A 24,416-nucleotide genomic window follows, 5' to 3' on the forward strand; every position below is an offset into this window, starting at 1 on the left:
TGAGGGGCGCATTTGTAGTCTCCCGGATTGCAGACGAGCAGGTTTTCGACCTGCCAACCTCGGTGTGAGGTGCGATGCGCTGTGAAACTTCGAGAGATGGGTTGCAAGCAAATCCACTTGCCGCGCATCCTTTGCAACGGACCTTGTTGTTCTTCCCGGGTTGAATTCCGGTCCGGTCTGACAACAATCAGGAAGGCCCTTGAGGGGACCTGAAGAGCAATTGCTCAAAACGGGGGGTGATGTTGGCTCAGACACCGGAAAAATTCGTTTCCTCCTACCTGCTTTATCTCCTGGCAGCGTCGAGTGAAGCGGCCAGCCATCAGTTTCATGCCAAGGTGCGCAAACTGGGACTTCGCGTACCCGAGTGGCGGGTCCTTGCATGCCTTTTCGATCAGGACGGATTGATGATAACCCAGCTGGCGCGGTTCTCGCTCATGGAACAGTCCCGCATGACGCGTATCGTCGACCAGATGGAAAAGCGCGGGCTTGTTGCCCGAAAGAGTGATGCGGGAGACGGACGCCGGGTCCGGATCTACCTTACCGATGACGGCCGTTTGATGAGCACTCAACTTGTCCTGGAAGCAAAAGACCACGAAAAAAGGCTGCTCTCGGCGCTCAGCCCTGCCGACGCGGAACGGATCAAGCCGTCATTGCTTCGGCTGCTGGATGCGCTCAACTCGTCGCTGATTTCCCAGGACTAGATCTGCCAACCTTGCTGTTTCACCGGAACCCATTGGATTTGCCGGGAGGCAAAACCATAGCCGGTCATTCAATTTACAACTGTTATGCGCCGGGTTTCAGCGGTTGAGACCGTTGGCTTTCCAGGAACGACCATATCGACCGCGTGACGCGGTTCGAGTTCGGCTTATGCCTGAACAGACGGATTTCGAGCGGCACTTCCCACTCCGGCGCGCCGGTCTGCACAAGGATCCCGGCTTTCATGTCCGGCGCGACCAGGCTTTTGGGAAGCCACGCGACGCCCATGCCGTCACGCGCCCGGATCCGCAGCGCACCTGCCATGGAGTTCTCATAGACAATCCGCAGACGGGCCGACAGACCCGCGCCTTTGAACAATGGCTCCAGGTGCCGTGCGATCGGTGCGTCTTCACCGAAACGCAGAAACGGCATCTCAATCTTGTCGGCGCTGAAACTGAACAGCGGATTCCCGTCCGATTGCGGTTTGGAAACCGGAATGAGACTGTCATATCCGATTACCAGGGACCCTGACTTGTCAGGATTACTTTCGGGAGACCCGGTTCCCTGTTCGCTGTAACGGACATGGTGGCTCTCATAGGCGATGACGAAATCGACATCGCCGTTTTTGAGATCCCGCAAACAATTCGGCAAGTCGTCCGCTCTCAGCCGCGAGAGAATGGGTCCGTACGTCTCCTCAAAGCCCTGAAGCCAGGTCGGGTAGAACCGCCAGCCAATCGAATGCTGAGCGCCGAACGTGACCACGTACTTGTCGGGAAGCGACTGAGCCTCGAGGATCTGGCTACGCTCCTGCTCGATCCGCTCGAGAGCCTGCTGGCCGGCCTCCAGTATCTGCAATCCCGCCGTCGTGAGACGCACAGGCTGTCGCGACCGGTCGACAAGGGTCACCCCAATCCAGCTTTCCAGCGATCTGATCCGGCGACTGAAAGCTGACTGGCTCAAATTGCTTTGATCCGCGGCCTGGGAGAAGTTCCCCGTGTTGTTGAGCCGGGCCAGATCCCGGAAGAGATATATGTCCATGAGAATCGAACATATTGCAAAAAACGCATAATGTCATGCAAACATAATATTGGATTTGAGCTTGGGTTTGCCTCAATTTTGAGCTTGAGGAAATTCTAATCAGAGCCATAAAATGTCTGTAGAAAAAATATTGCCGACCGTAACGACGCGTATTGAATTCGACCGGTTCCCAAGGGTGGATCTATGCCATCAGCCAACCCCCATCGAAGCCATGCCACGCCTGAGTGCGCATCTGGGCGGGCCACAACTTTTTATCAAGCGCGACGACTGCACCGGACTTGCGACCGGCGGCAACAAGACACGCAAGCTCGAGTTTCTGATGGGCGAGGCGCTCCGTGAGGGGGCCGACATCGTGATCACGCAGGGCGCTGTACAATCCAACCATGTACGGCAAACAGCTGCGGCTGCCTGCCGGCTGGGCATGAAGTGCCATGTACTGCTCGAACGCCGTGTCCCGGGAAGGACCCAGGCCTACGAGGAATCCGGAAACGTATTTCTCGACAAACTGTTTGCAACCACATTCGAATTCCGGCCGAGCGGCCTGGACATGAATGCCGAAGCACAGAATGTGGCGGATCGCATGAAGGCCGAGGGACACAAGCCCTATTTCATTCCCGGCGGCGGGTCGAATGCCACCGGCGCCCTGGGATATGTGAGCTGCGCCCAGGAAATCATGGACCAGTGCCTTGAGACCAATCAGCGTTTTCAATGGCTGGTCATGGGCACAGGCAGTTCCGGCACCCAGGCCGGCCTGGTCGCGGGATTTCATATCCTCGGCTATGATCTTCCCGTCATGGGGGTCAGCGTCCGCCAACCGCGTGAACGCCAGTTGAATGCTGTCCTCGCAACGACGCAGAAAACGCTGGCCAAACTGGACGGACCGCACATTGAACCGGGAACCATCCTGGTAGACGACGGCTATGTCGGAGAAGGCTACGGCCTGCCGACCACTTCCACCCTGGAAGCGATCCGGCTCACGGCCCGCCAGGAAGGCATTCTGCTGGATCCTGTCTATTCGGCCAAAGGCATGGCCGGGCTGATCGGCATGGTCCGCGAGGGTTTTTTCAAGCCCGAAGACAATGTCCTGTTCCTGCATACGGGAGGATCGACTTCGCTATTTGCCTATGAAGACCAGATAATCGGTAGCCTGGATTAAGAGAACAAACAAAATCAAAAAAATCCGGTCAACCGGCACCATCCACCAGAGGAGTGAATCATGAAAAACAGTTTGAAGTGTCTGACGGTCGCAACCGCAATGAGCGTGTTCGCGGTGCCTGCCCTTGCGGCCGAGGAAGTCAAGATCGGCGTTCCGTCCTGGACCGGCGCCCAGGCAATTGCACATCTGCTTGCCGCTGTGGTCGAAATGCGCATTGGCGGAAAAGCCGAACTGATTCCCGGCAACAACGCCACGATATTTCAGGCGATGGATCAGGGCAAAGGCGACATTGACGTTCATCCCGATGTTTGGCTGCCCAACCAGGAGAGTTTTACCAAGAAATACGTTGATGGCGCCGGCACCGTGACCCTGTCATCCAATCCCTATGAAGGTAATCAGGGCTTCTGTGTCTCCAAGGACTTCGGCGAGGCAAACAACATCACCGACATCGCCGACCTGGGACGCCCGGACGTCGCCGCTCAAATGGACAGCGACGGCAACGGCAAGGGTGAAATGTGGATAGGCGCACCCGGGTGGGCATCTGCCAACGTCAACGAGGTCAAGGTCCGCGACTATGGCCTCATGGATTTCGTTGAACCGATCCGTGCCGAGGAAAGCGTCAAGACCGCGCGTGTCAAGGACAGCATTGCCAAGGGTGAAGGCTATGCATTCTATTGCTACAAGCCTCACGCCATCTGGTACATGTTCGACGTCAAGATGCTGACGGAACCGACCTATGATCCGGCGAAATACGTCATGGTGCAGCCTTCGGACGACGCCGACTGGTTCGAAAAATCGAACGTGACAACCAAAGATGCACTGAAGAAAGTGCAGATTGCATGGTCCAACTCCCTGCCCGAACGGTCACCAGCCATTGCGGAGTTCTTTTCCAACTTCTCTCTTACCGCGGATGATGTAAGCGGTTTCGCCTTCGAGATCAGCGGAAATGGCCGGGAGCCAGAAGATGTCGCGCGGGAATGGGTGGAAGCCAACCCTGACCGTGTGGATGCCTGGCTGGGCCTCTAGTCCCGGACGCATTCGAGCATGACGTGGTGCCGGTTCTTCCGGCACCGCCTGATCTTGACGCAGCCAATGCTGCAAAACCGCGGGACGCCGTCAGCCATGAGCGATGAGACCGTCATAGAAATCTCCGATGTCTGGAAGATTTTCGGAGCAGATCAGCAAGGCGCGCTGAATGCGATCCATGAAGACGGTCTGACCAAGGCCGAAGTTCTGGCCCGCTACAATGCGGTGGTCGGTGTCGCGGATGTCAGCCTTTCCGTCAACAAGGGCGAAATCTTCTGCATCATGGGATTGTCGGGTAGCGGCAAATCCACTCTGGTCCGTCATTTCAACCGCTTGCTGGAGCCGACAGCCGGCCGGATCCTGATCGAGGGAACGGATGTGATGGCGCTCGGTTCAAAGGAATTGCAAAATTTCAGGAACCGGAAGATCGGGATGGTGTTCCAGAACTTCGCGCTCATGCCCCACCGGTCAGTCCTGGACAATGTCGCGATGCCCCTCGAAATTCGGAAAGTCTCCAAGAACGAGCGGATGCGGCAGGCGGCAGCTTTTCTCGATATTGTCGAACTCGGCGCCTGGGGTTCCAAATATGCGCATGAATTGTCGGGCGGGATGCAGCAGCGTGTCGGTCTCGCGCGCGCCCTGGCGGCCAATCCCGATGTCCTGCTCATGGATGAGCCGTTCAGCGCCCTGGACCCCCTGATCCGGCGCCAGTTGCAGGATGAATTCATCCGCCTCAGCAAGATCCTGAAGAAAACGACCGTCTTCATCACCCACGACCTGGATGAAGCTGTCCGGATCGGTGACCGGATTGCCATAATGCGGGACGGCAGGGTGGTTCAGATCGGCACTGCCGAAGACATCGTGATGCACCCGGCCGATGACTATGTCGCCGATTTTGTCGCCGGGATTTCCCGGTTGAAGGTCGTCAGGGCACATGCGGTGATGCAACCGCTGGCGGAGTACACACACGAACATGGCCCGCTACCGGAGAACACTCCGCGCGTTGCGGAAAGCGAAACACTCAGCACCCTCATCAACATGGCAATCGGCACGGACGATGCCATCATCGTTGAAGACGAGGGGACCGACGTCGGTGTGATCACAAGAGAAAACATCCTGCGGACGGTGATAGAGGGGACCGAGGTATCATGATGGACCAGAGCAACGTGCCCCTCGCCGATAACGAAGCCGAAGCTGAACGGGCCTATACCGAAGAGCGCCGGAAGAACATTGCCGAATTTGTTCGTACCAATCCGGATTACTATGTCACGAATTTCGACCGTATCGGCGAGAGCTCGAAATTCACGGCAACGCTCAATCTGATGGCAGGCCTGTTCGGGCCTGTCTGGTTCGGTGCGAGAGGGTTGTGGTCATGGGCCCTGCCGTTTCTGATCATCGAGACCCTGGCAATCGTCCAGATCGCGCGCGGATTGTTCGGCGACCTGGCTGCAGAAGCCATGGAACGGATTGCCTCGATCGAGGGAACGCTCGAATTGCGCCGCGAACAGCTTGCTGCGGCAATCGAAAGCGGATCCGACAAGGCGGATGTCTACAAGCGCACCGTGGATTCCCTGGAAGCCAATATCGGAGGAATACGCGCCGAAGCCGAGGCTCTTGCCGATCAGGGTGTATGGATCGCCCTGGCAGGCCTGGCGCTGCTCGTCCTGGCAAAAGGTGCACAAGCCATCTGCGCGAACTGGGCGCTGGAAAAGCGGTTCTCCGAATGGCTGTCCGACAACTCCATCCGTTCCGGAATGCCGGCATCCCAAATTGCTTTCAGCGCCGTTTTCATGGCGCTTATCGTTCTGGCTTCCGTTTTGCATTACAGCTTCCCCGGTCGGTTCTCGCTGCTTTCCGCTTTTCCGACCAATCCGGAATTCCGTATTGTCAGTATCGAAGCCGTGGAAGCCTTCTTTGCGTTCTGCGTCGCCAACGGTGAAGGACTGTTTGATGCCATCACCTATGTGATCCGCCTGCTGCTGGACGCTCTGGAACTGGTATTCGTCAGTACGCCGTGGATCGTGGTTGCCAGCCTGATCATCCTGTTGACCTGGCTGACGGCCGGCATTCGGACCGCGGTCTGGTCCGGAGCATTTCTCGCCTATATGGGATTGCTGGGCTTCTGGGACAAAGCAATGACCACCCTGGCTCTGCTGGGTACCGCTGCATGCCTGTCAATCATTATCGGCATCCCGCTCGGCATGTTCGCGGCCAGGCGCCCCCGGTTTTATTCCTTCATTCAGCCAATCATGGATTTCATGCAGACCATGCCGGCCTTTGTCTTCATGATCCCGGTGATCGCATTTTTCGGGACCGGCAAGCCGGCCGCCGTTGTCACGACCATGATTTTTGGCGGTACACCCGTCGTCCGCCTCACGGTGCTTGGCTTGCGAGGCGTTCCCGAGAGTGTTCGGGAAGCCGCAATCGCGTTTGGTGGCAACAAGTGGTACCTGCTGACCCGGGTTGACCTGCCGCTGGCAAGCCCGTCCATAAGGGCGGGGATCAACCAGACAATCATGCTGTCGCTTGCCATGGTGGTGGTCGCTTCACTGATCGGTGCCAAGGGCCTGGGTGAGGATGTGCTCGAAGCCCTGCAATATGCGAATGTCGGTCAAGGCATTCTCGCCGGTTTCTCCATTCTGTTCTGTGCCATGATCCTGGACCGGATCGTTCAAGGTGCCCGGAAATGATCCCACTGGTTCTGGTCCACGGGTTCATGGGTGGCAGCGAACAATGGAAAATGCAGGCACCGCTTGCGGACATAGGTCCCCTGGTGACGCCAGACTTGCCGGGTTTTGGGCAAAATGCGGGCGCTCCCCCGGTCAACTCGATCGGTGGGTTTGCCGATTGGGTTCTTCAGGACCTTCTGGACCAGGGCATTGAGCGGTTTCATCTCCTCGGGCATTCCATGGGAGGAATGATCGTTCAGGAAATGATGCGGCGCTCGCCGGAAGCTGTCGACAGGCTCATTCTGTACGGCACCGGACCCGTCGGAGTTTTGCCGGGACGGTTCGAAACCATTGAAACTTCCATGAATCGCGCTGCCAAAGACGGAGCGGCAGCGACGGCGCGCCGGATATCCGCCACCTGGTTCATGCGTGGGGAGCAGGCTGAAGAATACGCTGCCTGTGCAGCAATTGCCGAAAAGAGCGGCCTAGGCGCGATTTCGGCAGGTCTTGAGGCAATGAGGGACTGGTCAGGTGAAGACAGTCTTTCCGCGATCGAAGCCCCTTCGCTCGCGCTTTGGGGCGACGGCGACCGAACCTATGCCTGGCCACAGGTAGAAACTCTCTGGAAGACCGTCCCGAACTGCAAACTCGCCGTCGTTCCAGGATGTGCCCACGCCGTGCATCTTGAAGAGCCGGAAATTTTCAACCGCCTGATTGCGAAGTTTCTTAGCGACATGTGACGAACTTGGCCACATTCGTGACAACCTGACTGTCAAGCCCACCGCCGAACATTCGCCTCAGAAAAGATATCTGCTTTCCAACACCAGCCCGTAGCGCTGGTAGTTCTGTTCGAAGACCGCCTTGGAACCGTCGGAGACCCATCTGCGGTCAAAATTCGATTGCAGCCACCAGTAACGCCCCCCGACACCCACCTGCCAGTTTCTGGTCAGGTCGAGATTGAGCATCAAGTCGGTTTCAACGCCGTGTGTCCATTGGCTCTCCCAGGTTTCAACCCTGGTGTGGCTCCACGGTACAGCCGCCACATCAAATGACCAGCTGACCCTTTCGCTGATGTCTCCTTCCGCAGTCAGGCCGACGCGGATCGCATGCCATTGACGCGTCTGCTCAATGACCGTCCGGCCGTCCTCAGCGTCAATACTGTCATTCAGGTAGTGATAGCCGACGAAGCCCTTTAACCGGACCATCTCGTTCGCGAAGCTGGCAAAGCGCCAACCACCATCGACAACAACGTATCCAAGAGCACTTTCCTCCAGATCGCCGCTCGGATTGGTATAGAAGTCCCCTTCACCGCCAAAATTTCTGCCAAGCCCGACATATCCGCGCACAAAGGTGCTCGTGGTCAGGACTTCCAGCTCTCCGACAATCTCGGCGGTATGCGACGAGACGCCATCGACAGTGTTCCAGTTCAGGTCACCCGTATCCAATTCGGAGTTGTTCTGGCTATACCAGTACCGGAGCCCGATACTTCCCCGCAGCGTTGGCGCCTGATACTGCGGCGATCCCTTGATGTTGTAATCCGCTGCCTGAGCCTGAAAGCACAAGAAAGTCACGGTGAGAAGCGCGAAAAATCTTTTGAACATAGAACCTGTACTGCCGAGAATTGATGCGCGGAACTCGCGCTAAAGATGCAAATATCCATTGCAACTTATGGTTAATGGATGGTGAAAATTTCGCTTTCCAGCTCGGTTTTTCGCGAGAATCTCGACATGTCCATGAACCTGGGAACTGCAAATCCACAGCCGGCAGCCGGATTGGTGCCCCCAGTCTCGCCCGGTGCATCCGCCATCGCGAAAAGCTTTTTTATTATTAAAGTCAGATATTTGCGCAACCAATCTACCGACCGTCCGTCGACACCCCAATGAATAGGCCCTTTCCTGTTCCAGTTAAATTGCATTGCAATGCGCCTCATGTGAGAGTGAGCGAGTGCGGCCAGTATCTGAAGGGATATCCATGGAAAGCATCAATCTGTACCTGCCCGGAATCCTGCTCGCCTACGTGGCATTCCTGATGGCTATCGCGAGCCCGGGACCAAACATTCTGGCGGTGATGGGAACATCCATGAGCGTTGGAAGGTCTTCGGGGATCGCATTGGCGCTCGGCGTTGCGTCGGGCTCATTCACCTGGGCGGTCCTTACCGTGCTCGGTCTTTCCGCGCTTCTCGCTGCATATGCAAACGCGCTCATTGCAATCAAGATATTAGGCGGTCTCTACCTGTTTTGGCTGGCCTACAAGTCGTTCAGGTCGGCGATGTCGCGACACGACATTGAGGCCAGAGAGCTGGCTGGCGGCCGAAGGACACCGTTCGGATACCTGGCGCGGGGATACATCATTCAGATGACCAATCCAAAAGCCGCTCTGGCATGGATTGCGATCATATCCCTCGGAATGAAAGAAGGCGCGCCGATCTGGGTCGGTGCCTCGATTGTGCTCGGCACATTCATCTTGTCGATCATTATCCACGTAGTCTATGCGTTGGCCTTTTCGACACCTGTCATGGTGCACGTCTATGGCAGAGCACGACGCGTCATTCAGGGTACTCTTGGCGCTGTCTTCACGTTTGCAGGATTGAAGCTTCTGACCAGCCGGACGTGACGTGCGTCTGATCTTCTGGAACTGCAGCATGGCGCTTCATCGCAAGGTGGAGGCCCTGCTTTCGCAGAAACCCGACATTGCGGTCGTATCCGAATGTGCAAGGCCAGATATCCTGGCCGAACGCGGCGTCACCGACCTTGAAGCCTGCTCAGTGCTTTGGATGGGGGAAAACCCCCACAAGGGTCTGGGTATTTTCGCTTTCAACGACTTCACTGTATCGCGGGTGGAGCCTTTCTACCCGACACTCCGTTTTGTTCTTCCTGCACGCATCGAGGGGCCGCGGACATTCAACCTTTTGGCCGTCTGGGCCCAAAATGCCAGCGCAGGTATCACACGCAAACACCAAAGCGGTCCGCTACGCCGGGCCCTGACCAAATACAAGACTTTCATAGACTCCGGACCGACAGTCATCGGCGGGGACTGGAACAGCAACGCGATCTGGGACAAACCGGGGTGGCGGATAAATCACATGTCCAAGGTCAATCTGCTGGAAGGCATGGGCCTTTACAGCGCCTACCATGCCTTTCACGAAGAAGAGCACGGGCGCGAAACAATCCCTACGCACTACTGGCGCGACAGGCGCATCGACGGTCCGACCTATCACATCGATTATGTTTTTGCGCCTTTGCCGTGGCTTCGAAATACAAGGGAATTCGAGATCGGCACCTTCGACGACTGGATTGGAAACGGGCTGAGTGATCATGTGCCATTGATCATTGATTTTTAAGGCAAAGCGAGGTCGGTGCAAGCTTGCAAATTCTCACCGTTTGCTGATCCGTTTCATCAGAAAAGAGTTTCCCAATTCAAGGCCACCGCTTGTTGGCCCGCGACACGGGCTAACAAGCGGTGCATCAAAGAACCCGCAAAAACTGAAGCATTACACCTTGTTCAGGTCCTTGATCAGCAGCAGAACGTCTCCCGTGTAATAGGGCTGGCATGGATGAAGCCGAACGGGCGCGCTTTCCTTGAGATCATAACCAAGGCGCTGGTAGAGGCGAACGGCACCCGTGTTCTGGGCGTAAACCTGAATGCTCATCGTCGATTTGCCGTTTTCCCGCGCCAGGCTTTCTGCCGAGGCCAGCAACGTGGTGCCCAGCCCCCGGCCGCGATGCCCAGGAAATGTGGCCAGGGCATTGATATACCAGGTGCCGACCGAGTGTTTCTCTAGCTCCACAAAGGGCGCGATCGGTGCGGGAAGTGTATCGGGGTCATCTTCCGGTGCGGTATCGATAGGATAGCTCAGCACCATGCCCGTGACGAGATCCTTATCTTCCGTCACCAAAGCGTTCGTGAAGGAGAACCCTCCAGACGGTCTTCTTGCCCGGTCTGCACCGACATCAAGTGGCGCCTGATCGTTTTCGCAGGCCCGGCTCCAAAGCCAGTTCGGGATACCCTCGCCCGCGATATCGATGAGCTTGGCGAGCGGCTTCGCATCCAGTGCGGTGGCTTGCCGAATTGCACGGTTGGTTTGAATATTCATGTTTTCAACTCGAAAGTTACTATTTGGGAATTCAGTTGAGTACGTCCGGCAGATCACCGGCATGACGCCTGCGGTTCGCTGTTTTCAGTGCGCAGTGACCGGGCCCACCGGACCTCCTGAATCCCACTCCAGATGAGACTTTTCGACTTCCACGGGCGCGGTGTGATCATGTTGGTCCGAAGGAGCGGCCAATTCATTGATATTCAGTCTTGCGGCTCCAGCGAGCGGAACCACCAAATATTGGAAGCATTCGCCGTCGAGTGCTTTTCCGACCGCTGGCCGGACTTCATCAAGTAGCAGTTTGGTTGCTGCGAAAGAACGCTTCTGGTCCGCGGCAAGGTCGGAGGAAATGCTGGCCCCCGACTGAGCCTGACCGGCCAACGAGAGAACAAGCAAGGGCGATAATACAATTGATTTCAACATCTTGGTATTCCAATTCAAATAATGTGCAAATTCGAGACACGGCGGCTCAAGCTGCTGGTCGGAACTGATCATGTATAGCAATGCACCCGACATGCCTGTGATCCGTGCCACAGCACCCGCCAACGACACGAATGTTGGGCAGATGGCGCAAGAGGTCTGCACTCAACCGGCCGAGTTCGCCCGGGTTTCCGTCATCAAGGGTTTCCGCTTCATCCAGTTCGGCATGGCTCATCCGCGATGCGTTCGACCTGATGCCACCGACCCGCAGTTTCCACGATGCACCGGTTTCCAGCACCTCCCTGAAATGATCGGGGTGAGCACAGTTGATCATGTAGTAGTGCGGACTGCTGTCGGTGGCCTCATCAACCTCTTCGATGGCTTCACGCAACGGCTGGCCGGATGGCAACCGGCCATCGGTTTCCAGCGTAAAGGCGATCACGGCCGGTAGATCGATTTCCCTTGCGGCCTGCGCGATACCAACCGCCTCCCCGGCATGTGTCAGCGTCATTGCGCTGATCATGTCTACGCCGGCGCGTCCCAGGGCATGAATTTGGGGGGCATGGATCAAAAGCGCATCTTGATAAGAAAGTGTCGCGTCCGGGGCATAGGCATCGCCCGACGGACCTACGAGCCCGTTGACCAGGATCGGCAGACTGTCCGTTTCGTGCCGCATGCGGATCTCGGAGACAAAACCTACCGCCCGTTCGTTTGTCTGAAGAACGTCCGAGACCGATTTGCCCAATGGTCCTGCCCAGGCCACGCCCGCTCGCCAGGTCGGTGCATCCAGGATGAAACCACGACCCGACTGGCGCGCTATTTCGACAAAACGTTCATAGTATTCGACCAGATCCCGCCGCCCCTGATCGCTGTCCAGCAACACCGCTGCTGAAAAGCACGGCAGTTCATACCCCTTGTCAAAGATAAGATAGGTTTCCAGTCCGCCGTCGGATAGAAAGAAACGATCGGCCTGCATAAGCTCTTGAATTCGCATGAAAGCTGTCCTCTTGTGTTGATGACAAGAGACTTATTCGACGCCGCGCCAAGCTGATAGTTGTCGCGTGGTTCGGTTGCGCAGATAATTTTTTCGTTTTATTTTCAATGAGTAAGGGAAGATTTCCTCCAAAGGTGTTTGCTTTGGGGAGTGTCAACTGGACTCGCGGTACAGTCGGGATGCAGCCGATGAAAGAAAAAATCGACACACGAACGAGAATACTCGACATTGCGGAAGCCGCAGTTCTTGAGAAAGGTTTCGAGGCAACGTCCATAGAAGAAATTGTCGCCGGCGCCGAGATTTCACGCGGCGGTTTCTTTTACCACTTCAAGGACAAGAACGCGCTGGCACGTGCCATGCTGGAGCGATACATCGAAGTCGAAAATGCTCTCTACGACGATCTGTTTGCGCGCGCCCGCGAACTGAATGACGACCCGTTGCATTGTATGCTTATCGGCCTGAAGCTGCTGGCAGAAATGCTGGAAGAAATGCCGACCGGGCACCCCGGTTGCGTGATCGCGTCGACGGCCTATCAGGATCGCCTGTTCGACGAAGGTGTCCGGAACTTGAACCGGCAGGCCATTCTCGGATGGCGAAAGCGGTTCAGAGGCATGTTTGAAGACATCTCGGAGCTCTACGAACCCCGGGAACCGGTCAATCTCGACGCGCTTGGAGACATGGTATCAGGCGTGGTTGAAGGCGGTCTCGTGTTGCAGCGCGCCTTGCGGGAGCACAACAACGCTTCCGAACAGATCATGTTGTTCCGCACGTACCTGAAGCTGCTGTTTGCGCCCCGGTGATTGTCGCCGCCAACGACGCATCCCGAACGCGCGGCCCCAGCCGTTCCCGTTGCTAATCCTTCCGGAATCTGACCGGCGGCGACTTCTCAGGCAAGAGCCCCGAACGGAAGCGTTGCAGAACAAATTGCAACAGCAGGCCGACAAGCAGCATGCGGATGAATGAACTGCGGGTCGCCCATTCGGGTGGCAGGCGATTGGTGAAGATCTCCGTGACCGACCAGAGTGTCCAGATCGTCAGTGCGCCCAGAATGGCGCCCCTGTTGTTGCCCGAACCGCCGGCCATAAGCATCACCCAGACCAGGAAGGTCGTCAAAAGCGGGTCGGTCGCCGTTGGTGACAGGAAGCGGAAATAGTGGGCCGACAGACCGCCTGCAACACCCATGACCGCGCAACCAATGACGAAGGTCTGAATGCGGTATTTCTCGACATTCTTGCCGGCAGCCAACGCGGAGGCTTCGTTGTCCCGTATTGCGCGAAGGCTGCGGCCCCATGGGCTGTCGTAAAGCCGGGAGGTGGCGACATAAACCAGAAGCACGATCACCCAGACGAAGCCAAGAAAAACAACGTCCGACATGCGTCCCGTGGTGAAGTCGGAAAGTGGTCTCGGTATCCTGGAAACACCCAGGCTGCCATTCGTCAGCCAACTTTCGTTGACAAAGACGAGGCGCAGGATCTCGGCGATGCCGATGGACGCCATGGCGAGGTAGTCACTCTTGAGCCGCACGCAGATGCGGGCAACTGCCCAGCCCGTTATGCCCGCAACGAGCGCCGCACCGACAAGGCCGATCGGAACCGGCATTGAAAATCCGCCCAGGTGCCTGCCGGACGCCGCCGTCGAAAGGATCGCGGAGGTGTATGCTCCGACACCGTAAAAGCCGGCTATGCCTGCATTGAAGAGACCGCCCATGCCCCATTGGACATTGAGTGCAAGACAAAGCAGCGCGTAAATGCCGCCCATGATCAACAGGCTCACCACGTAGAAGAAAAGGCCGGTCAGTTCCATTACAAGAGCCTCCCCTTGAACAGCCCCTGCGGGCGGAAGATCAGCAGCGAAATCATGATCACGAAGGCGACTGCGGTCTTGTAAGACGGTGAGATCAGCGCTTCGTCGCCGATCCAGTGATAGGAGGACAATTCCTCTGCCATGCCGATGATGAAGCCGCCGGCCATGGCGCCCATCGGCTTGCCGATGCCGCCGAGAATGGCCGCCGCGAACATGGGCAGCAGCAGGTTCCAACCCAGGTTCGGGTGCGCGCTGGTGTTCAGCGCTGCGAAGGCTCCGGCGACGGCAGCGAGCGCGGCACCGATGATCCAGGTCCAGCGCACGACCTTCGCGGTATCGAGGCCGGAGACTTCTGCAAGTTCGGGATCATCCGCAACAGCGCGCATGGATCGGCCGGTCTTCGTCGCCGTCAGGAAAAAATGCAGCAAAACCGCGATCACCGCCGTCGTTACAATCGCCTGAAGGTGCAAAACCGATACCCGGAAGGTGTCGAACAGGATCAATGGCGGTCGAACCCCGGCGACAAGGACCTGGTTCTCCGAGCCCCAGACAAGCTGGATCAGAGAACGGAACACAAGCGCGATCCCGAAGGAGGAAATCACCGTGTAGATCGTCGGCAGGTCGCGGAGCGGGCGGTAGAAATAGCGGTCGACAAAAAGGGCGGCGAAAACCGTCAGCGCCATGCCGAACGGCACGAGCAGAAGCGGGTTCACCGGCATGAGCGCTGCGGCGGCCAGGATCCCGTACGTTCCGAGCGTCATCAGGTCACCATGGGCGAAATGCGCGAACCTCAAAATCCCGAAGATCATCGATATGCCTACGGCGCCGAGTGCATAGATGCTGCCGATGGTGAGTGCTGGAAACAGGTAGAAATTGATGAATTCGCTCATCCGGCAGCGCCTCCGAGAAAGAGACGGCGTACGTCTTTGTCGCCAAGCAGTTCCTCGCCTGTGCCGCTGACGTGGTTGCGGCCATTGACGAGGATGTGGCCGTGATCGGCGATCTGCAATGCCTGGCGGGCGTTCTGCTCGACCATCAGGATCGTGATCCCTGTCTTGCGGATATCAAGCAGAAGATCGAAAATCCGTTCCAGGTAGGCAGGGGAAAGGCCTGCTGTCGGTTCGTCAAGCAGCACCAGTTTCGGTTCGCTCATTAGGGCACGGCCCATCGCAACCATCTGCCTCTGCCCGCCCGAGAGTTCTCCTGCAGGCTGCCTGAGCTTGCCCTTCAGATCGGGAAACAGCGAAAGAACCCTTTCGCGCGTCGCCTTCTGATCGGCTGGCGGTGCCGCGTAGGTGCCGACATCGAGGTTTTCATCAACCGTCATGGAAGGGAACACGTTTCTGTTCTGTGGAACGGCGGAGACACCCAGCGGCACAAGCGCGGATGTCCTGCATTCGGTCAGCTCACGTTCACCAAGCCGGATGGTTCCGGCGGAAACGCTCGTGAGCGCAAATATGGTCTTCAAGAGCGTTGACTTCCCCGCGCCATTCGGACCCAGGACGACAGCAATTTCACCAGGCTCCACGCTCAGCGAAATATCCTCGATGATCGGCGGGCCGCCATATCCTGCCGTCAGCCCCGTGACGGAAAGCTGCTCGGTCATAGCTGGGCCTCGTACTTTCCGCCGCCGAAATAAGCTTCGATCACACGTTCGTCCTGCCTGACCTCGTCGACCGTTCCCTCGGTCAGCAGAGTGCCCTGCGCCATCACCAAAACGTGGTCGCACAGTTTGGAAACGTAATCGAGATCGTGCTCGATCAGGCAGAACGTAAGGCCCCGTTCCCTGTTCAGCATCAGGATCTTGTCAGCCAGTTTGCCGAGCAAAGTCCTGTTGATACCCGCACCAATCTCGTCGAGCAGAATGATCTTGGGGTCGCGCATCAGGGCGCGGCCGAGTTCGACCAGTTTCTTCTGGCCACCGGACAGGTTTCCGGCCTTTTCGTCAATCACATGTTCCAGTTCGAGCAGGCGAACAGTTTCGCGTGCGGTTTCATAGATCCCACGCTCTTCCTGCAAATACCGGCCACGCCGAAAAATGACATTGAATACGTTCTCGCCGTCTGGCGCCGCCGCAGACGCCATCAGGTTCTCAAGCACGGAAAGCTGCGAAAATTCGTGCGGGATCTGGAAGGTTCGTGCCAGTCCGGCCTGAGCCCGCTGGTACGGCTTCAGTCCCGTTACATCATGGCCATCGAAATGAACACGGCCAGACGTTGGCCGGATCGCCCCGGCAATGACATTGAATGCGGTTGTCTTGCCCGCACCATTGGGTCCGATAAGACCCGTGATGCGGCCTGCGCCGATCTCGAAGCTTGCATGGTCTACCGCCCGCAAGCCTCCAAAATCGACGCAGATCTCGTCCAGTTGGATCACGCTACGATCAATCCGGCTTATTCGATGATGGCTATCTGCTTGTAGCCGTCGCCGTCGACGACGAACTTGCCGATATAGCCCCCGACATCCCCGTTTTCGTCGAACTCCGCAGTGCCGCTGGCACCGTCATAGTCGATGTCCTTGCCTTCCTTGATCAGGGCGACGGCCTTGGCCCAGTCACCCGGCCCCACTTTCTCACCCGGAGCCATCGCGACTTGACGAAGAGCCTCGGCCATTTTGGCACGGTCCGTGGAACCGGCTTTCTCGATTGCCAGCAGAGCAAGGAATGTCGCGTCATAGGTCTGATCCACAAATGCCTTGTCGGCACCTTCGCCGTATTCGGCGTTGAAGGCATCGTGGAGCGTTTTCTGAGCCGGGTTTTCAGCCGGAGACGTCGGCGAAGAGAAGAATGACGTCTTGAGCGCATCGGCGCCGACATTCTGGATCAGGAGTTCGTCGCGCAGCCCGTCGGTTCCAACGAACCTGTCGAACAAGCCACCTTCGATCGACTGCCTGACGATCTTGCCGCCGCTATCTCCAGCGTAAGCAATCACGACGAGCGCCTGGGCATCCCCCTTGGCAAGGCTCGCCAGTTCAGAACGATAGGAATCCTTCTTTTCCTCATGCTTGTTTTCAGCAACGATTTCACCGCCGGCCTTCTTGTAGGCTTCCTTGAAGGTCTGGCCGATACCAACACCATAGTCGTTGTTCACATATGTGAGCGCGACTTTATCAAGACCTTCTTCAAGCACCATCTTGGCGAGAATTTCACCTTGATAGTTGTCGGAAGGAACAATGCGGAAAACAAGGCCATCATCCTGCAGTTCAGTCATGGCCGGCGAGGTTGCCGTTGGCGAGATCTGCGCAACACCTGCCGGGATAATCGCAGCTTCGGCTGCCGCAATCGTGGTTCCGGACATCAGCGACCCCATGACAATGGGGACGTTCTCGATGTTGACCAGTTTTTGGGCCGCATCGACGGCACCCTGCGCGGTCCCGGTGGTATCGCCATAGACTGCGACCACTTCTTCGCCCAGCAACCCACCCTGGTCATTCACGTGTTTGACAGCGAGGTTTGCCGCGTTTTGGAGCGGCGGAATGAAATTGGCGATCGGTCCGGTAATATCCATCAGGACGCCGATCTTGGTCTCCGCGTAGGCCAGAGAACTGGTGCCCAGCATCAACGTGGCGGCTGCAAGTGTAGTCAACTTCTTCATGCTTACTTCCCCTCATCGATTATTGTTATGTCCAATGCGCCCGTTCATTCCCTCCCAGACGAGCTCAGAACCTCGGTTTTGAACTGGCCCGGCAAGCTGACTTCAAGCAGCTCAAGGTCGGTTGTTGCGCCAGTGTATCGCGTCGCCATGTCCGGCGGGATCACGAAGGCGTCTCCGGCAGACAGGCGGTAAGGGTCTTTACCTTCGCCCTCCAGTGTCATTTCGCCTGCCAGCACAAAGTTGAAAAGAATGTCACAGTCGTGCCGCGTCCAGGGAGAAGCCTCCCCTGTTGCACGTGCAACCATAACAGATGCGACGCCCCTGGTGTTGTCCGAGATGCTTGTGTCCCGGACTTCGAAACCAGGAATACGGAAGGGTTCGAAAGTGCTCCCTCTGGCAAGATTGTGCACGAATTTCTGTCCTTGCCACTCCCTGTCCGGGCGTTCAACCGGCGTCGGCAGGGTCATTTCGTGATCAATCTCGGTAACATGCTCTGCCGGAACACCGATCTCGATCACCTCTATGCCGTCGGCAGCATGCATGACCCGGTGCCGGATTTCCGGCGGCTGAATGAAACAGTCGCCTGCCGTCAGCCGTCTCACATCACCCTGGTCCTCATAGAGAACATCAACCCAGCCCCGGACACAGAAGATCAGCTGGAAACCCACCTTGTGGAAATGGACCATATCGGGAACCGGACCGTCGGGCACCCGGATGTGCGAGGCGATCATTGCCCCACCCAGGCGAGTTGGCACGAGGTCCCGGTATTCCATGCCGGCACGGCCGATCACCCAGGGTGCCTGATCGGCCAGCCGGCGAACGACGAAGGCGTGTCTGGTCTCGGGCAAGACCAGCGGCGGATTGAGTTCATCGATCTCGATCCGCGTACCGTTGGGCGCGACAAGGACACGTTCACCACCTGCAAATTCGCCAGGGTCGTCCGTCAGGATCCGGATAGTGCCGGGTTTCTCCTGTGCACCCTTTTCAATCCGTATTCGCAAACCATGGCCGGAAAACACCGCGATCTCGGGACTGTCCGCCGGATAGATCATGTCGAGCCGCATCTTCAGCACCTTGGTAAAAAACGGCAGGTCCTTGCTGAGATCCTCGGTCGGCAATCGTATTTCCGCGCGTGTTTCCATCAATCCGTTTCCATCATCTTTTCCGTCTGCCAGCATCAACCGTTTCGAGCAGCAGTCGGCGTCTTGTGCTTCTGCGCTTCTTCGTGTGCGGCGAGATAGGCCGCCTCACCATCAAAAACGAAACGTAATATCCGGTCGGAAGCCGCAACGGCATCGCGTTGTCGAAATGCCTCAAAGAGCCGGGCATTGCCTTCCACGATGACCGGGTGATTTTCCGGATCGGCAAACGTCATCATGCGAACTGCCTGGACCTGGGTCATGTAGCGTTGCAGCGTCTTGCGGAGCGATGAATTCGAGACGGCATTCACCCAGCCGTTTCTGAATATCTCGCATGCCCGAAACAGGTTTTCCTGGTCACCTTCTTCCATTGCGAAACGGGCATCTTTCAGCGTCGCGTCCAGCAGCAGAATTTCCACCTCCGACAAGCCCTGTGCCGCCAGTGCCGCTGCCCTGGGTTCAAGCAGGCGTCGAAGGTCGAAAATCTCAAGAATCTCCTGGTGATCGATCCTCGGCAGAATGAACCCCTTGGTCGACGGCTCCAGATATCCTTCATGGGCCAGACGCATGAGAGCGTCACGCGCCGGCATCCGCGACACACCGAATTCCGCCGCAACCGCCGTGTCGACCAGCCGGTCCTTCAGACCGATTTCACCCTTTTGAATGCGCCCTACCAGAACGTCATGAATCTGAGCGCTGGTATTTTGCCCCACACCGGAAGACAGGGAAGATTTCAGATCAGGCAAATTCTCCCCCATACTTCGCTGCGGTGGCAAAATCGTATACTAATCTGGAGTGAAACTTGGCCTGATACTGCTTGTCAGCAATATTTTCGGCGCCATTCCAATCCTTTAAGCTTGAACTATTTCGAAAACTGTATACGAATAATCACCTACCGGTCAATACCAGCCGACCCGCAAAAACGCATCGCCCGAGAGACACGCATGACCGACAGGAAAGAGGGTTATTTCCTCTATCATTCCATAGGACAGTATCCTGGCAAGGAAGCCGACCTCAGCAAGGCGATGGCGGAACTTGCATCTGTGTGGAGTGCCCCGGATGATCAGCAGTGGTCCTATATGCTCGGCAAACGGGCCGAGTTCATTGACCTGTGGCGCGCGCTGATCGATGCTCGCGAAAGATCGACGACGACCTGCGAAAACGTCACGCAAGGGGTTCATATGCTGCTGACGTCCCTGCCGGCCGACCGATTGCGCGGCCGGACGGTTCTTGTCGCAGCGGATTGTTTTCCCTCCAATCACTTTCTGCTTTCAAGGCTGCAGGAGCGTTTCGGATTCGATCTCAAGACCGTCCACCCGAGGCAGGGTGCAAGCTGGGTTGCCGATGACGACATGATTGCCGAATGGGACAGCGATGTAGCATTGGCGCTTGTCACCTGGGTCAGTTCAACCACCTCGCACAAGACCAACCTGGAAAATCTCGCCACGCACGGCCGTGCGATGGGCAGCCTGATCGGGGTCGACATCACGCAAGCAGCTGGGTTGCTGCCGTTTTCGGTTGAGGAGCCGGAGATTGATTTTGCGGTTTCGACGAGCCTCAAGTGGATGTGCGGCACACCCGGTGCCGGCATGCTTTACGTTCACCCCAACCTGATCGCGGAGTGCCGGCCCGAACTGCGCGGCTGGTTCAGCCAGGACAACCCGTTCAACTGGGATATCGATGCATTCGACTATGCTCCCGATATCCGCCGTTTCGACAACGGAACACCCGCCATTCTGCCCGCGGCAGCAACGGTCCCCGCCCTCAAATGGCATGCGACGATCGACACGCGCGCCCTTCTGCATCACAACAGATTGCTGTGCGACATTGTTATCGAGGGCACTGACGAGTTGGGGCTGACCCTGCTGACTCCTCGTAATGAGCAGGAGCGGGGCGGTAGCCTGATGATTGACCTGACATCGGAAGGCATTGCATCAAAAACGCTCGCCACATTGAACGCGGCCGGATTTTCCGCCGATATCCGCGGCACAATCCTTCGGTTGTCGCCAGGCATCCAGACAACGGAAGAGGCAACGCGAGAACTGGTCAACTTGCTCGGCAAGTCACTCTCTGGTCGTTGAAATTCAGGCTGCGAAACTCTCGACAGTCTTAAGCGCCCCGTCCAGTTCACCACCCTTTTCCTCCTTGAGTGCTGCTTCCCGCAGCCGCGCGACCCACTGTGGACCGTCGTCCCGGTTTTCAACCATGCGTGCGCCGGACAGGACCTTGTCGAATTTCGACAAGCCGCGTGCATGGGTATCGGAATATCCCTTGATCAGGCGCCGGCAGCGCAGGATCTCAACGGCCATCCCGTACCGGTCAGGCAGATAACCCGACACCATCTGGAGCCATGCGTTCAGGTGATCCTGCTCCATTTTATGTCTCAGGGTCTTCAGCCGCCACTTTCGCAACCCGCCGAGAAAATACAGCATCGCGAAGCCGCGCAGGCTGTCGGTGCGGATGCGGCGCCCGCGATTGAACCAGCGGTCGATCCTTTTCATCCAGGCCGGATCGTTCTCCAGTTTCCGGCCCGTCTTTTCCGGCAGCAGCCCGACAATCTCTTCCGCGCGCGGATGAAGATAGTCGGTCAATTGCAGAACATTGCCGTCTCCAAGACGCATCTCGTCTTCGATCCTGTCAATGCGCTGCGCGCGTGTCTTGAGGTCGGCGACGCGGATCACATCATCATAAGCCATTGCGTTGGCGATATATTTCGCCGCCTCGCTGGACAATTCGAATTTGTTGTCTTCACTATCGGCCTCGATCAGGGGCGCCAGGCGGTCAAGGTATTCGGCCCCATAGGTGCAGTCCTGAAAGTCCACGACCTTGGTCAATCCGGCGGTTGCCATTTTACGGACTGGTTCGGGAAACGCCGCGATACGGGCTTCAAGGCTTGCCCACGCGGCCTGGCCGGCATCGGGTCCTCCGGGAGCAACGAGCTCCTGTTTTGAAACAACCGGTTCTGCCGGTTGTTCCCTTGCGCCGTTTTGCGCCAGGTCATAGCCCGCAGCAAAGGCGCGCAGGCTCGCTTCAACTCCCTTGCCACCCGCTCGGATTGCGTCCTCGAAGGCGGCGCGTTCGAATGGCAACGCCCCGGAGCCTGCGAGGGCACCAAAAAGCGAGGCCGATATCACCGAGCCGACCTTGACCGCTGCGGTGTCCATGTCGGCGAGTACCAGTTTCTGCGATGCAACTTCGGCCGCGGCTTTGACTTCTTCGGACGAGGCCATGCCGTCTCCCGGCACGGTTTTCTCCGAGACCGCCAGCATCCGGTGGGTCGAGGCGATCAGCGTGGTCCTGTCAGGGGTTACAAAACCGCGCATGATTGCACGACCCGCTTCCATCATTTCCGCGGCGATAGTGATGTCCACGTCACCAGCAGACGGCGCCAGCGAAAAGACAGGGGTTGTTACATCGCCGGGAGCCATCTCGATATAGTAGATGGTCGCACCTGTCCTCTGGGCAACGCCGGCAACACTGGTCGCCTGACAATGATAGCCCTGGGCACGTGCCAGAGACTCGATCCAGTTTGTCAGAACACCACCGCCCTGGCCGCCGACGGCCATGACGGCAAGCTTAATGATGCCATCCAGCGCCGGATCGGTGGGCTGCGCATCAAGTGGCAACACCAGCGACATCAGATGCCCTCCCGGGAAAATGTTAGACGTTTGCTCGTGCGCCGATCTTGCAGCCAGGTGATCACCTTCCTGCGGATCCCGGCGAGCCAGGTTTCAAATCCTCCAGGGTTATGGACCACTTTCGCCTCGTAGAAGGACGGGCACAGGATCGCGGCATCTGCCACTTCGCCGCAATTGCCACAACCGACGCAGGACTGGTCGATGTGGGCAACGGGGTCGTCCCTGAGCGGATCGTCCAGTTTCTTGAGCGACAAAGAGGGACACCCGGACAGGCGGATACAGGCGTGATCTCCCGTGCAGACATCCTGATCGACACCGAAACGCGGCAACTCCACCCTTCGTCCGTCTGCAATCGCCTTGTTGCGCTGTGGCTTTTCCCGTCTCTGGCGGTTGAGCATGCATTCCGAAGACGCAACAATCACCTTCGGTCCCTTGTAGTCCGTCGTCAGGGCCTCACGAATGGTTTCACGCATCTTGGTGACATCATAGGTTCTGTCGATCTGCCGGATCCACTCCACCCCGGCACCCGCCAGCGCCTTGGAGATCGGATTGTTGGTCGACTTTGACTTGTTCAGGGCACGGCTGGACGGGACATCCTGACCGCCGGTTGCCGCTGAATAGTAGTTGTCGACGATGATTGCGACACTGTCCGACTTGTTGAACACCATGTTGCCGATCGACGAACTGAGGCCATTGTGCCAGAAACCGCCATCGCCCAGGATCGAGATCGCCCGCCGTTCGCCACCGCCATCGAAGGCGGCATTCGAAGCAGGTCCCAGGCCGTAGCCCATCGTCGAACCTCCAATTTCGAACGGCGGCAGGCAGGCGAACAGATGACAGCCGATATCTCCGGTGATCTGGCGTGCGCCGAGTTCCTGTTCGGCAAGTTTCAGCGAGGCGAAAATCGGTCGCTCCGGGCAACCGGTGCAAAAGCCGGGCGGGCGGATCGGCACTGTCTTGCTGAGATCGGGCAATTGCGGCTTGGGAGAATTCGGCGCCAGCACCTTTGCCGGCAACAATTCCGGCGCGTATTGACGGACAAAGGCTTCAAGACCATCGAACATGATCTGGCCGGTATATTCGCCTGCCTTCGGGAAGATGCCCTTGCCTTCCAGCTTGGTGGACGCACCTTCCTTGTAGAGCATCGCGCCGATCTGCTGCTCGATGAATTCCGGCTGACCTTCCTCCACCAGAAGCACGGCTTCCTTGTTCCGACAGAAATCGAGAACATCGGATTTGACGACCGGATAAGTCACGTTCAAGACGTAGAGCGGGACAGAAGTGTTGCCGCTGATATCGGCGAGGCCCAGCCGTTGCAGAGCGCGGATGACACTGTTGTACATGCCGCCAAGGCACATGATACCGACCTTGCCCGCGTCCGGTCCGAACCGCTCGTTGAGCCCGTTTTCAAGAATGTATTTCTCCGCGGCGGGCCAACGGTTGTCGATCTTGTCATGCTCATGCGCATAGGACATGGGCGGTAGAACCACGCGCTTGAAATCCCGCTGCGGATTGGCAAGCGCCGTCTTGACCGGCAATGGCGGCGGGACATTGTCCGTGGTGTCGAAACTGCCCGTCACGTGACATGAGCGGATCCGTACCATCAGCATGACGGGAGTATTGCTTGCTTCCGACATGTTGAAACCGTCACCAACCGCCTTGACGATGGACGGCAGGTTCGGACGCGGATCCAACAGCCAGAACTGTGATTTCATGGCGAAGGCGTATGACCGTTCCTGCATGATGGAGGAACCTTCGCCGTAATCTTCCCCGACAATGACAAGCGCGCCGCCATTGACACCGGAAGAAGACAGGTTCGCCAACGCGTCCGACGCCACATTCACGCCGACGGATCCCTTGAAGGTCACGGCACCTCGAATGGGATAGTGAACCGAAGCTGCCAGCATGGCCGCTGCGGCGGCTTCGGAGGCGTTGGCTTCAAAACGAATGCCCAGTTCGCTCATCAGATCTTCTGCGTCAGCCAGGACATCCATCAGATGCGATATGGGCGCACCCTGGTAGCCGCCAACATAGCCAACGCCGTTTTCCAGAAGCGCCTTGGTGATGGCAAGGATGCCCTCCCCTGTGAAGACGTCTCCCGATCCTTTGCGAAGATGCTCTACCTCAGCCTTGAACGACCTTTCGGCCATC

24 protein-coding genes are annotated in these 24,416 nt (G+C 57.5%); 10 read left to right on the forward strand and 14 right to left on the reverse strand.

Annotation, left to right across the window (positions count from 1 at the left end; all coding sequences use genetic code 11):
• Window positions 1–242 precede the first annotated feature (242 nt).
• A complete protein-coding gene (locus LA5095_RS30525) occupies window positions 243–701 on the forward strand; it encodes a MarR family winged helix-turn-helix transcriptional regulator (RefSeq protein ID WP_350197147.1) in 459 nt (152 codons plus the stop codon).
• Between the two features lie 82 nt (window positions 702–783).
• Here the strand turns inward: LA5095_RS30525 and LA5095_RS30530 are convergent, their stop codons facing one another.
• Window positions 784–1,734 (reverse strand): LysR family transcriptional regulator, encoded by a 951-nt coding sequence (locus LA5095_RS30530; RefSeq protein ID WP_055391752.1) that lies wholly within the window; start codon window positions 1,732–1,734, stop codon window positions 784–786.
• 112 nt (window positions 1,735–1,846) lie between these two features.
• Between LA5095_RS30530 and cuyA the strand changes: the two genes are divergently transcribed.
• From cuyA to LA5095_RS30555, 5 genes are all read left to right on the forward strand, one after another.
• Window positions 1,847–2,890: a D-cysteate sulfo-lyase gene (gene cuyA, locus LA5095_RS30535; RefSeq protein WP_186009671.1), complete on the forward strand. Its 1,044-nt coding sequence runs from the start codon at window positions 1,847–1,849 to the stop codon at window positions 2,888–2,890.
• Window positions 2,891–2,950: 60 nt separating this feature from the next.
• Window positions 2,951–3,916 carry an ABC transporter substrate-binding protein gene (locus LA5095_RS30540; RefSeq protein ID WP_055391753.1) on the forward strand — a complete coding sequence of 322 codons (966 nt, stop codon included), beginning with the start codon at window positions 2,951–2,953 and terminating at the stop codon, window positions 3,914–3,916.
• Window positions 3,917–4,012: 96 nt separating this feature from the next.
• A complete protein-coding gene (locus LA5095_RS30545; protein ID WP_055391807.1) occupies window positions 4,013–5,068 on the forward strand; it encodes a quaternary amine ABC transporter ATP-binding protein in 1,056 nt (351 codons plus the stop codon).
• A complete protein-coding gene (locus LA5095_RS30550) occupies window positions 5,065–6,606 on the forward strand; it encodes an ABC transporter permease subunit (RefSeq protein ID WP_208992924.1) in 1,542 nt (513 codons plus the stop codon). The genes LA5095_RS30545 and LA5095_RS30550 overlap by 4 nt, the downstream gene beginning before the upstream one ends.
• Window positions 6,603–7,325 carry an alpha/beta fold hydrolase gene (locus tag LA5095_RS30555; RefSeq protein WP_055391755.1) on the forward strand — a complete coding sequence of 241 codons (723 nt, stop codon included), beginning with the start codon at window positions 6,603–6,605 and terminating at the stop codon, window positions 7,323–7,325. The genes LA5095_RS30550 and LA5095_RS30555 overlap by 4 nt, the downstream gene beginning before the upstream one ends.
• Window positions 7,326–7,382: 57 nt before the next feature.
• On the opposite strand, the gene LA5095_RS30560 is transcribed toward LA5095_RS30555, so the two are convergent.
• Window positions 7,383–8,186 (reverse strand): hypothetical protein, encoded by an 804-nt coding sequence (locus LA5095_RS30560; protein ID WP_055391756.1) that lies wholly within the window; start codon window positions 8,184–8,186, stop codon window positions 7,383–7,385.
• A gap of 370 nt (window positions 8,187–8,556) precedes the next feature.
• On the opposite strand from LA5095_RS30560, the gene LA5095_RS30565 reads away from it, so the two are divergent.
• A complete protein-coding gene (locus LA5095_RS30565) occupies window positions 8,557–9,198 on the forward strand; it encodes a LysE family translocator (protein ID WP_055391757.1) in 642 nt (213 codons plus the stop codon).
• 28 nt (window positions 9,199–9,226) lie between these two features.
• Window positions 9,227–9,925: an exonuclease/endonuclease/phosphatase family protein gene (locus LA5095_RS30570; protein ID WP_144436229.1), complete on the forward strand. Its 699-nt coding sequence runs from the start codon at window positions 9,227–9,229 to the stop codon at window positions 9,923–9,925.
• 150 nt (window positions 9,926–10,075) lie between these two features.
• On the opposite strand, the gene LA5095_RS30575 is transcribed toward LA5095_RS30570, so the two are convergent.
• From LA5095_RS30575 to LA5095_RS30585, 3 genes are all read right to left on the reverse strand, one after another.
• Complete coding sequence (locus tag LA5095_RS30575; protein ID WP_055391759.1) at window positions 10,076–10,678, reverse strand: GNAT family N-acetyltransferase; 603 nt, start codon at window positions 10,676–10,678, stop codon at window positions 10,076–10,078.
• An 84-nt stretch (window positions 10,679–10,762) separates the two neighbouring features.
• Complete coding sequence (locus tag LA5095_RS30580) at window positions 10,763–11,173, reverse strand: hypothetical protein (protein WP_055391760.1); 411 nt, start codon at window positions 11,171–11,173, stop codon at window positions 10,763–10,765.
• Entirely contained in the window at window positions 11,148–12,092 is a 945-nt protein-coding gene (locus LA5095_RS30585) for a homocysteine S-methyltransferase family protein (protein WP_055391761.1), read from the reverse strand. The genes LA5095_RS30580 and LA5095_RS30585 overlap by 26 nt, the downstream gene beginning before the upstream one ends.
• 188 nt (window positions 12,093–12,280) lie before the next feature.
• Here LA5095_RS30585 and LA5095_RS30590 point away from each other — a divergent pair, with 188 nt between their 5' ends.
• Window positions 12,281–12,892, forward strand: coding sequence for a TetR/AcrR family transcriptional regulator (locus LA5095_RS30590; protein WP_055391808.1), 612 nt, complete (start codon window positions 12,281–12,283; stop codon window positions 12,890–12,892).
• Window positions 12,893–12,944: 52 nt separating this feature from the next.
• Here LA5095_RS30590 and LA5095_RS30595 read toward each other — a convergent pair whose 3' ends face one another.
• Genes LA5095_RS30595 through LA5095_RS30625 form a run of 7 tightly spaced genes read right to left on the reverse strand, consistent with a single transcriptional unit; the run spans window position 12,945 to window position 19,373 of the window.
• Window positions 12,945–13,895: a branched-chain amino acid ABC transporter permease gene (locus tag LA5095_RS30595; protein ID WP_055391762.1), complete on the reverse strand. Its 951-nt coding sequence runs from the start codon at window positions 13,893–13,895 to the stop codon at window positions 12,945–12,947.
• Complete coding sequence (locus tag LA5095_RS30600; RefSeq protein ID WP_055391763.1) at window positions 13,895–14,785, reverse strand: branched-chain amino acid ABC transporter permease; 891 nt, start codon at window positions 14,783–14,785, stop codon at window positions 13,895–13,897. The genes LA5095_RS30595 and LA5095_RS30600 overlap by 1 nt, the downstream gene beginning before the upstream one ends.
• On the reverse strand, window positions 14,782–15,501 hold the full coding sequence (locus LA5095_RS30605; protein WP_055391764.1) for an ABC transporter ATP-binding protein: 720 nt from the start codon (window positions 15,499–15,501) through the stop codon (window positions 14,782–14,784). Before LA5095_RS30605 ends, LA5095_RS30600 begins: the two co-directional genes overlap by 4 nt.
• The gene (locus LA5095_RS30610) at window positions 15,498–16,271 is read right to left on the reverse strand and encodes an ABC transporter ATP-binding protein (protein ID WP_055391765.1); all 774 of its coding nucleotides are present in this window, start codon (window positions 16,269–16,271) and stop codon (window positions 15,498–15,500) included. The genes LA5095_RS30605 and LA5095_RS30610 overlap by 4 nt, the downstream gene beginning before the upstream one ends.
• A 17-nt stretch (window positions 16,272–16,288) precedes the next feature.
• Window positions 16,289–17,488: an ABC transporter substrate-binding protein gene (locus tag LA5095_RS30615; protein ID WP_082442597.1), complete on the reverse strand. Its 1,200-nt coding sequence runs from the start codon at window positions 17,486–17,488 to the stop codon at window positions 16,289–16,291.
• A gap of 44 nt (window positions 17,489–17,532) precedes the next feature.
• Entirely contained in the window at window positions 17,533–18,630 is a 1,098-nt protein-coding gene (locus LA5095_RS30620) for a cupin domain-containing protein (protein ID WP_208992925.1), read from the reverse strand.
• Window positions 18,631–18,665: 35 nt separating this feature from the next.
• The gene (locus LA5095_RS30625) at window positions 18,666–19,373 is read right to left on the reverse strand and encodes a GntR family transcriptional regulator (protein WP_208992926.1); all 708 of its coding nucleotides are present in this window, start codon (window positions 19,371–19,373) and stop codon (window positions 18,666–18,668) included.
• Between the two features lie 198 nt (window positions 19,374–19,571).
• On the opposite strand from LA5095_RS30625, the gene LA5095_RS30630 reads away from it, so the two are divergent.
• Window positions 19,572–20,708: an aminotransferase class V-fold PLP-dependent enzyme gene (locus LA5095_RS30630; RefSeq protein WP_055391811.1), complete on the forward strand. Its 1,137-nt coding sequence runs from the start codon at window positions 19,572–19,574 to the stop codon at window positions 20,706–20,708.
• 3 nt (window positions 20,709–20,711) lie between these two features.
• On the opposite strand, the gene LA5095_RS30635 is transcribed toward LA5095_RS30630, so the two are convergent.
• A complete protein-coding gene (locus tag LA5095_RS30635; RefSeq protein WP_055391767.1) occupies window positions 20,712–22,265 on the reverse strand; it encodes an indolepyruvate oxidoreductase subunit beta family protein in 1,554 nt (517 codons plus the stop codon).
• Window positions 22,265–24,415, reverse strand: a complete 2,151-nt coding sequence (locus LA5095_RS30640) for a thiamine pyrophosphate-dependent enzyme (RefSeq protein WP_055391768.1) — start codon at window positions 24,413–24,415, stop codon at window positions 22,265–22,267. The genes LA5095_RS30635 and LA5095_RS30640 overlap by 1 nt, the downstream gene beginning before the upstream one ends.
• Between the last annotated feature and the right edge of the window lies 1 nt (window position 24,416).

This window comes from Roseibium album, from assembly GCF_001404515.1.
Lineage (GTDB): Bacteria > Pseudomonadota > Alphaproteobacteria > Rhizobiales > Stappiaceae > Roseibium > Roseibium album.

Coding starts and splice junctions, on each gene's coding strand:
- LA5095_RS30530 (WP_055391752.1), bottom strand. CDS start 1,734: ATGGACATATATCTCTTCCGGGATCTGGCCCGGCTCAACAACACGGGG.
- cuyA (WP_186009671.1), top strand. CDS start 1,847: ATGTCTGTAGAAAAAATATTGCCGACCGTAACGACGCGTATTGAATTC.
- LA5095_RS30540 (WP_055391753.1), top strand. CDS start 2,951: ATGAAAAACAGTTTGAAGTGTCTGACGGTCGCAACCGCAATGAGCGTG.
- LA5095_RS30545 (WP_055391807.1), top strand. CDS start 4,013: ATGAGCGATGAGACCGTCATAGAAATCTCCGATGTCTGGAAGATTTTC.
- LA5095_RS30550 (WP_208992924.1), top strand. CDS start 5,065: ATGATGGACCAGAGCAACGTGCCCCTCGCCGATAACGAAGCCGAAGCT.
- LA5095_RS30555 (WP_055391755.1), top strand. CDS start 6,603: ATGATCCCACTGGTTCTGGTCCACGGGTTCATGGGTGGCAGCGAACAA.
- LA5095_RS30560 (WP_055391756.1), bottom strand. CDS start 8,186: ATGTTCAAAAGATTTTTCGCGCTTCTCACCGTGACTTTCTTGTGCTTT.
- LA5095_RS30565 (WP_055391757.1), top strand. CDS start 8,557: ATGGAAAGCATCAATCTGTACCTGCCCGGAATCCTGCTCGCCTACGTG.
- LA5095_RS30570 (WP_144436229.1), top strand. CDS start 9,227: ATGGCGCTTCATCGCAAGGTGGAGGCCCTGCTTTCGCAGAAACCCGAC.
- LA5095_RS30575 (WP_055391759.1), bottom strand. CDS start 10,678: ATGAATATTCAAACCAACCGTGCAATTCGGCAAGCCACCGCACTGGAT.
- LA5095_RS30580 (WP_055391760.1), bottom strand. CDS start 11,173: ATGATCAGTTCCGACCAGCAGCTTGAGCCGCCGTGTCTCGAATTTGCA.
- LA5095_RS30585 (WP_055391761.1), bottom strand. CDS start 12,092: ATGCGAATTCAAGAGCTTATGCAGGCCGATCGTTTCTTTCTATCCGAC.
- LA5095_RS30590 (WP_055391808.1), top strand. CDS start 12,281: ATGAAAGAAAAAATCGACACACGAACGAGAATACTCGACATTGCGGAA.
- LA5095_RS30595 (WP_055391762.1), bottom strand. CDS start 13,895: ATGGAACTGACCGGCCTTTTCTTCTACGTGGTGAGCCTGTTGATCATG.
- LA5095_RS30600 (WP_055391763.1), bottom strand. CDS start 14,785: ATGAGCGAATTCATCAATTTCTACCTGTTTCCAGCACTCACCATCGGC.
- LA5095_RS30605 (WP_055391764.1), bottom strand. CDS start 15,501: ATGACCGAGCAGCTTTCCGTCACGGGGCTGACGGCAGGATATGGCGGC.
- LA5095_RS30615 (WP_082442597.1), bottom strand. CDS start 17,488: ATGAAGAAGTTGACTACACTTGCAGCCGCCACGTTGATGCTGGGCACC.
- LA5095_RS30620 (WP_208992925.1), bottom strand. CDS start 18,630: ATGGAAACACGCGCGGAAATACGATTGCCGACCGAGGATCTCAGCAAG.
- LA5095_RS30630 (WP_055391811.1), top strand. CDS start 19,572: ATGACCGACAGGAAAGAGGGTTATTTCCTCTATCATTCCATAGGACAG.
- LA5095_RS30635 (WP_055391767.1), bottom strand. CDS start 22,265: ATGTCGCTGGTGTTGCCACTTGATGCGCAGCCCACCGATCCGGCGCTG.
- LA5095_RS30640 (WP_055391768.1), bottom strand. CDS start 24,415: ATGGCCGAAAGGTCGTTCAAGGCTGAGGTAGAGCATCTTCGCAAAGGA.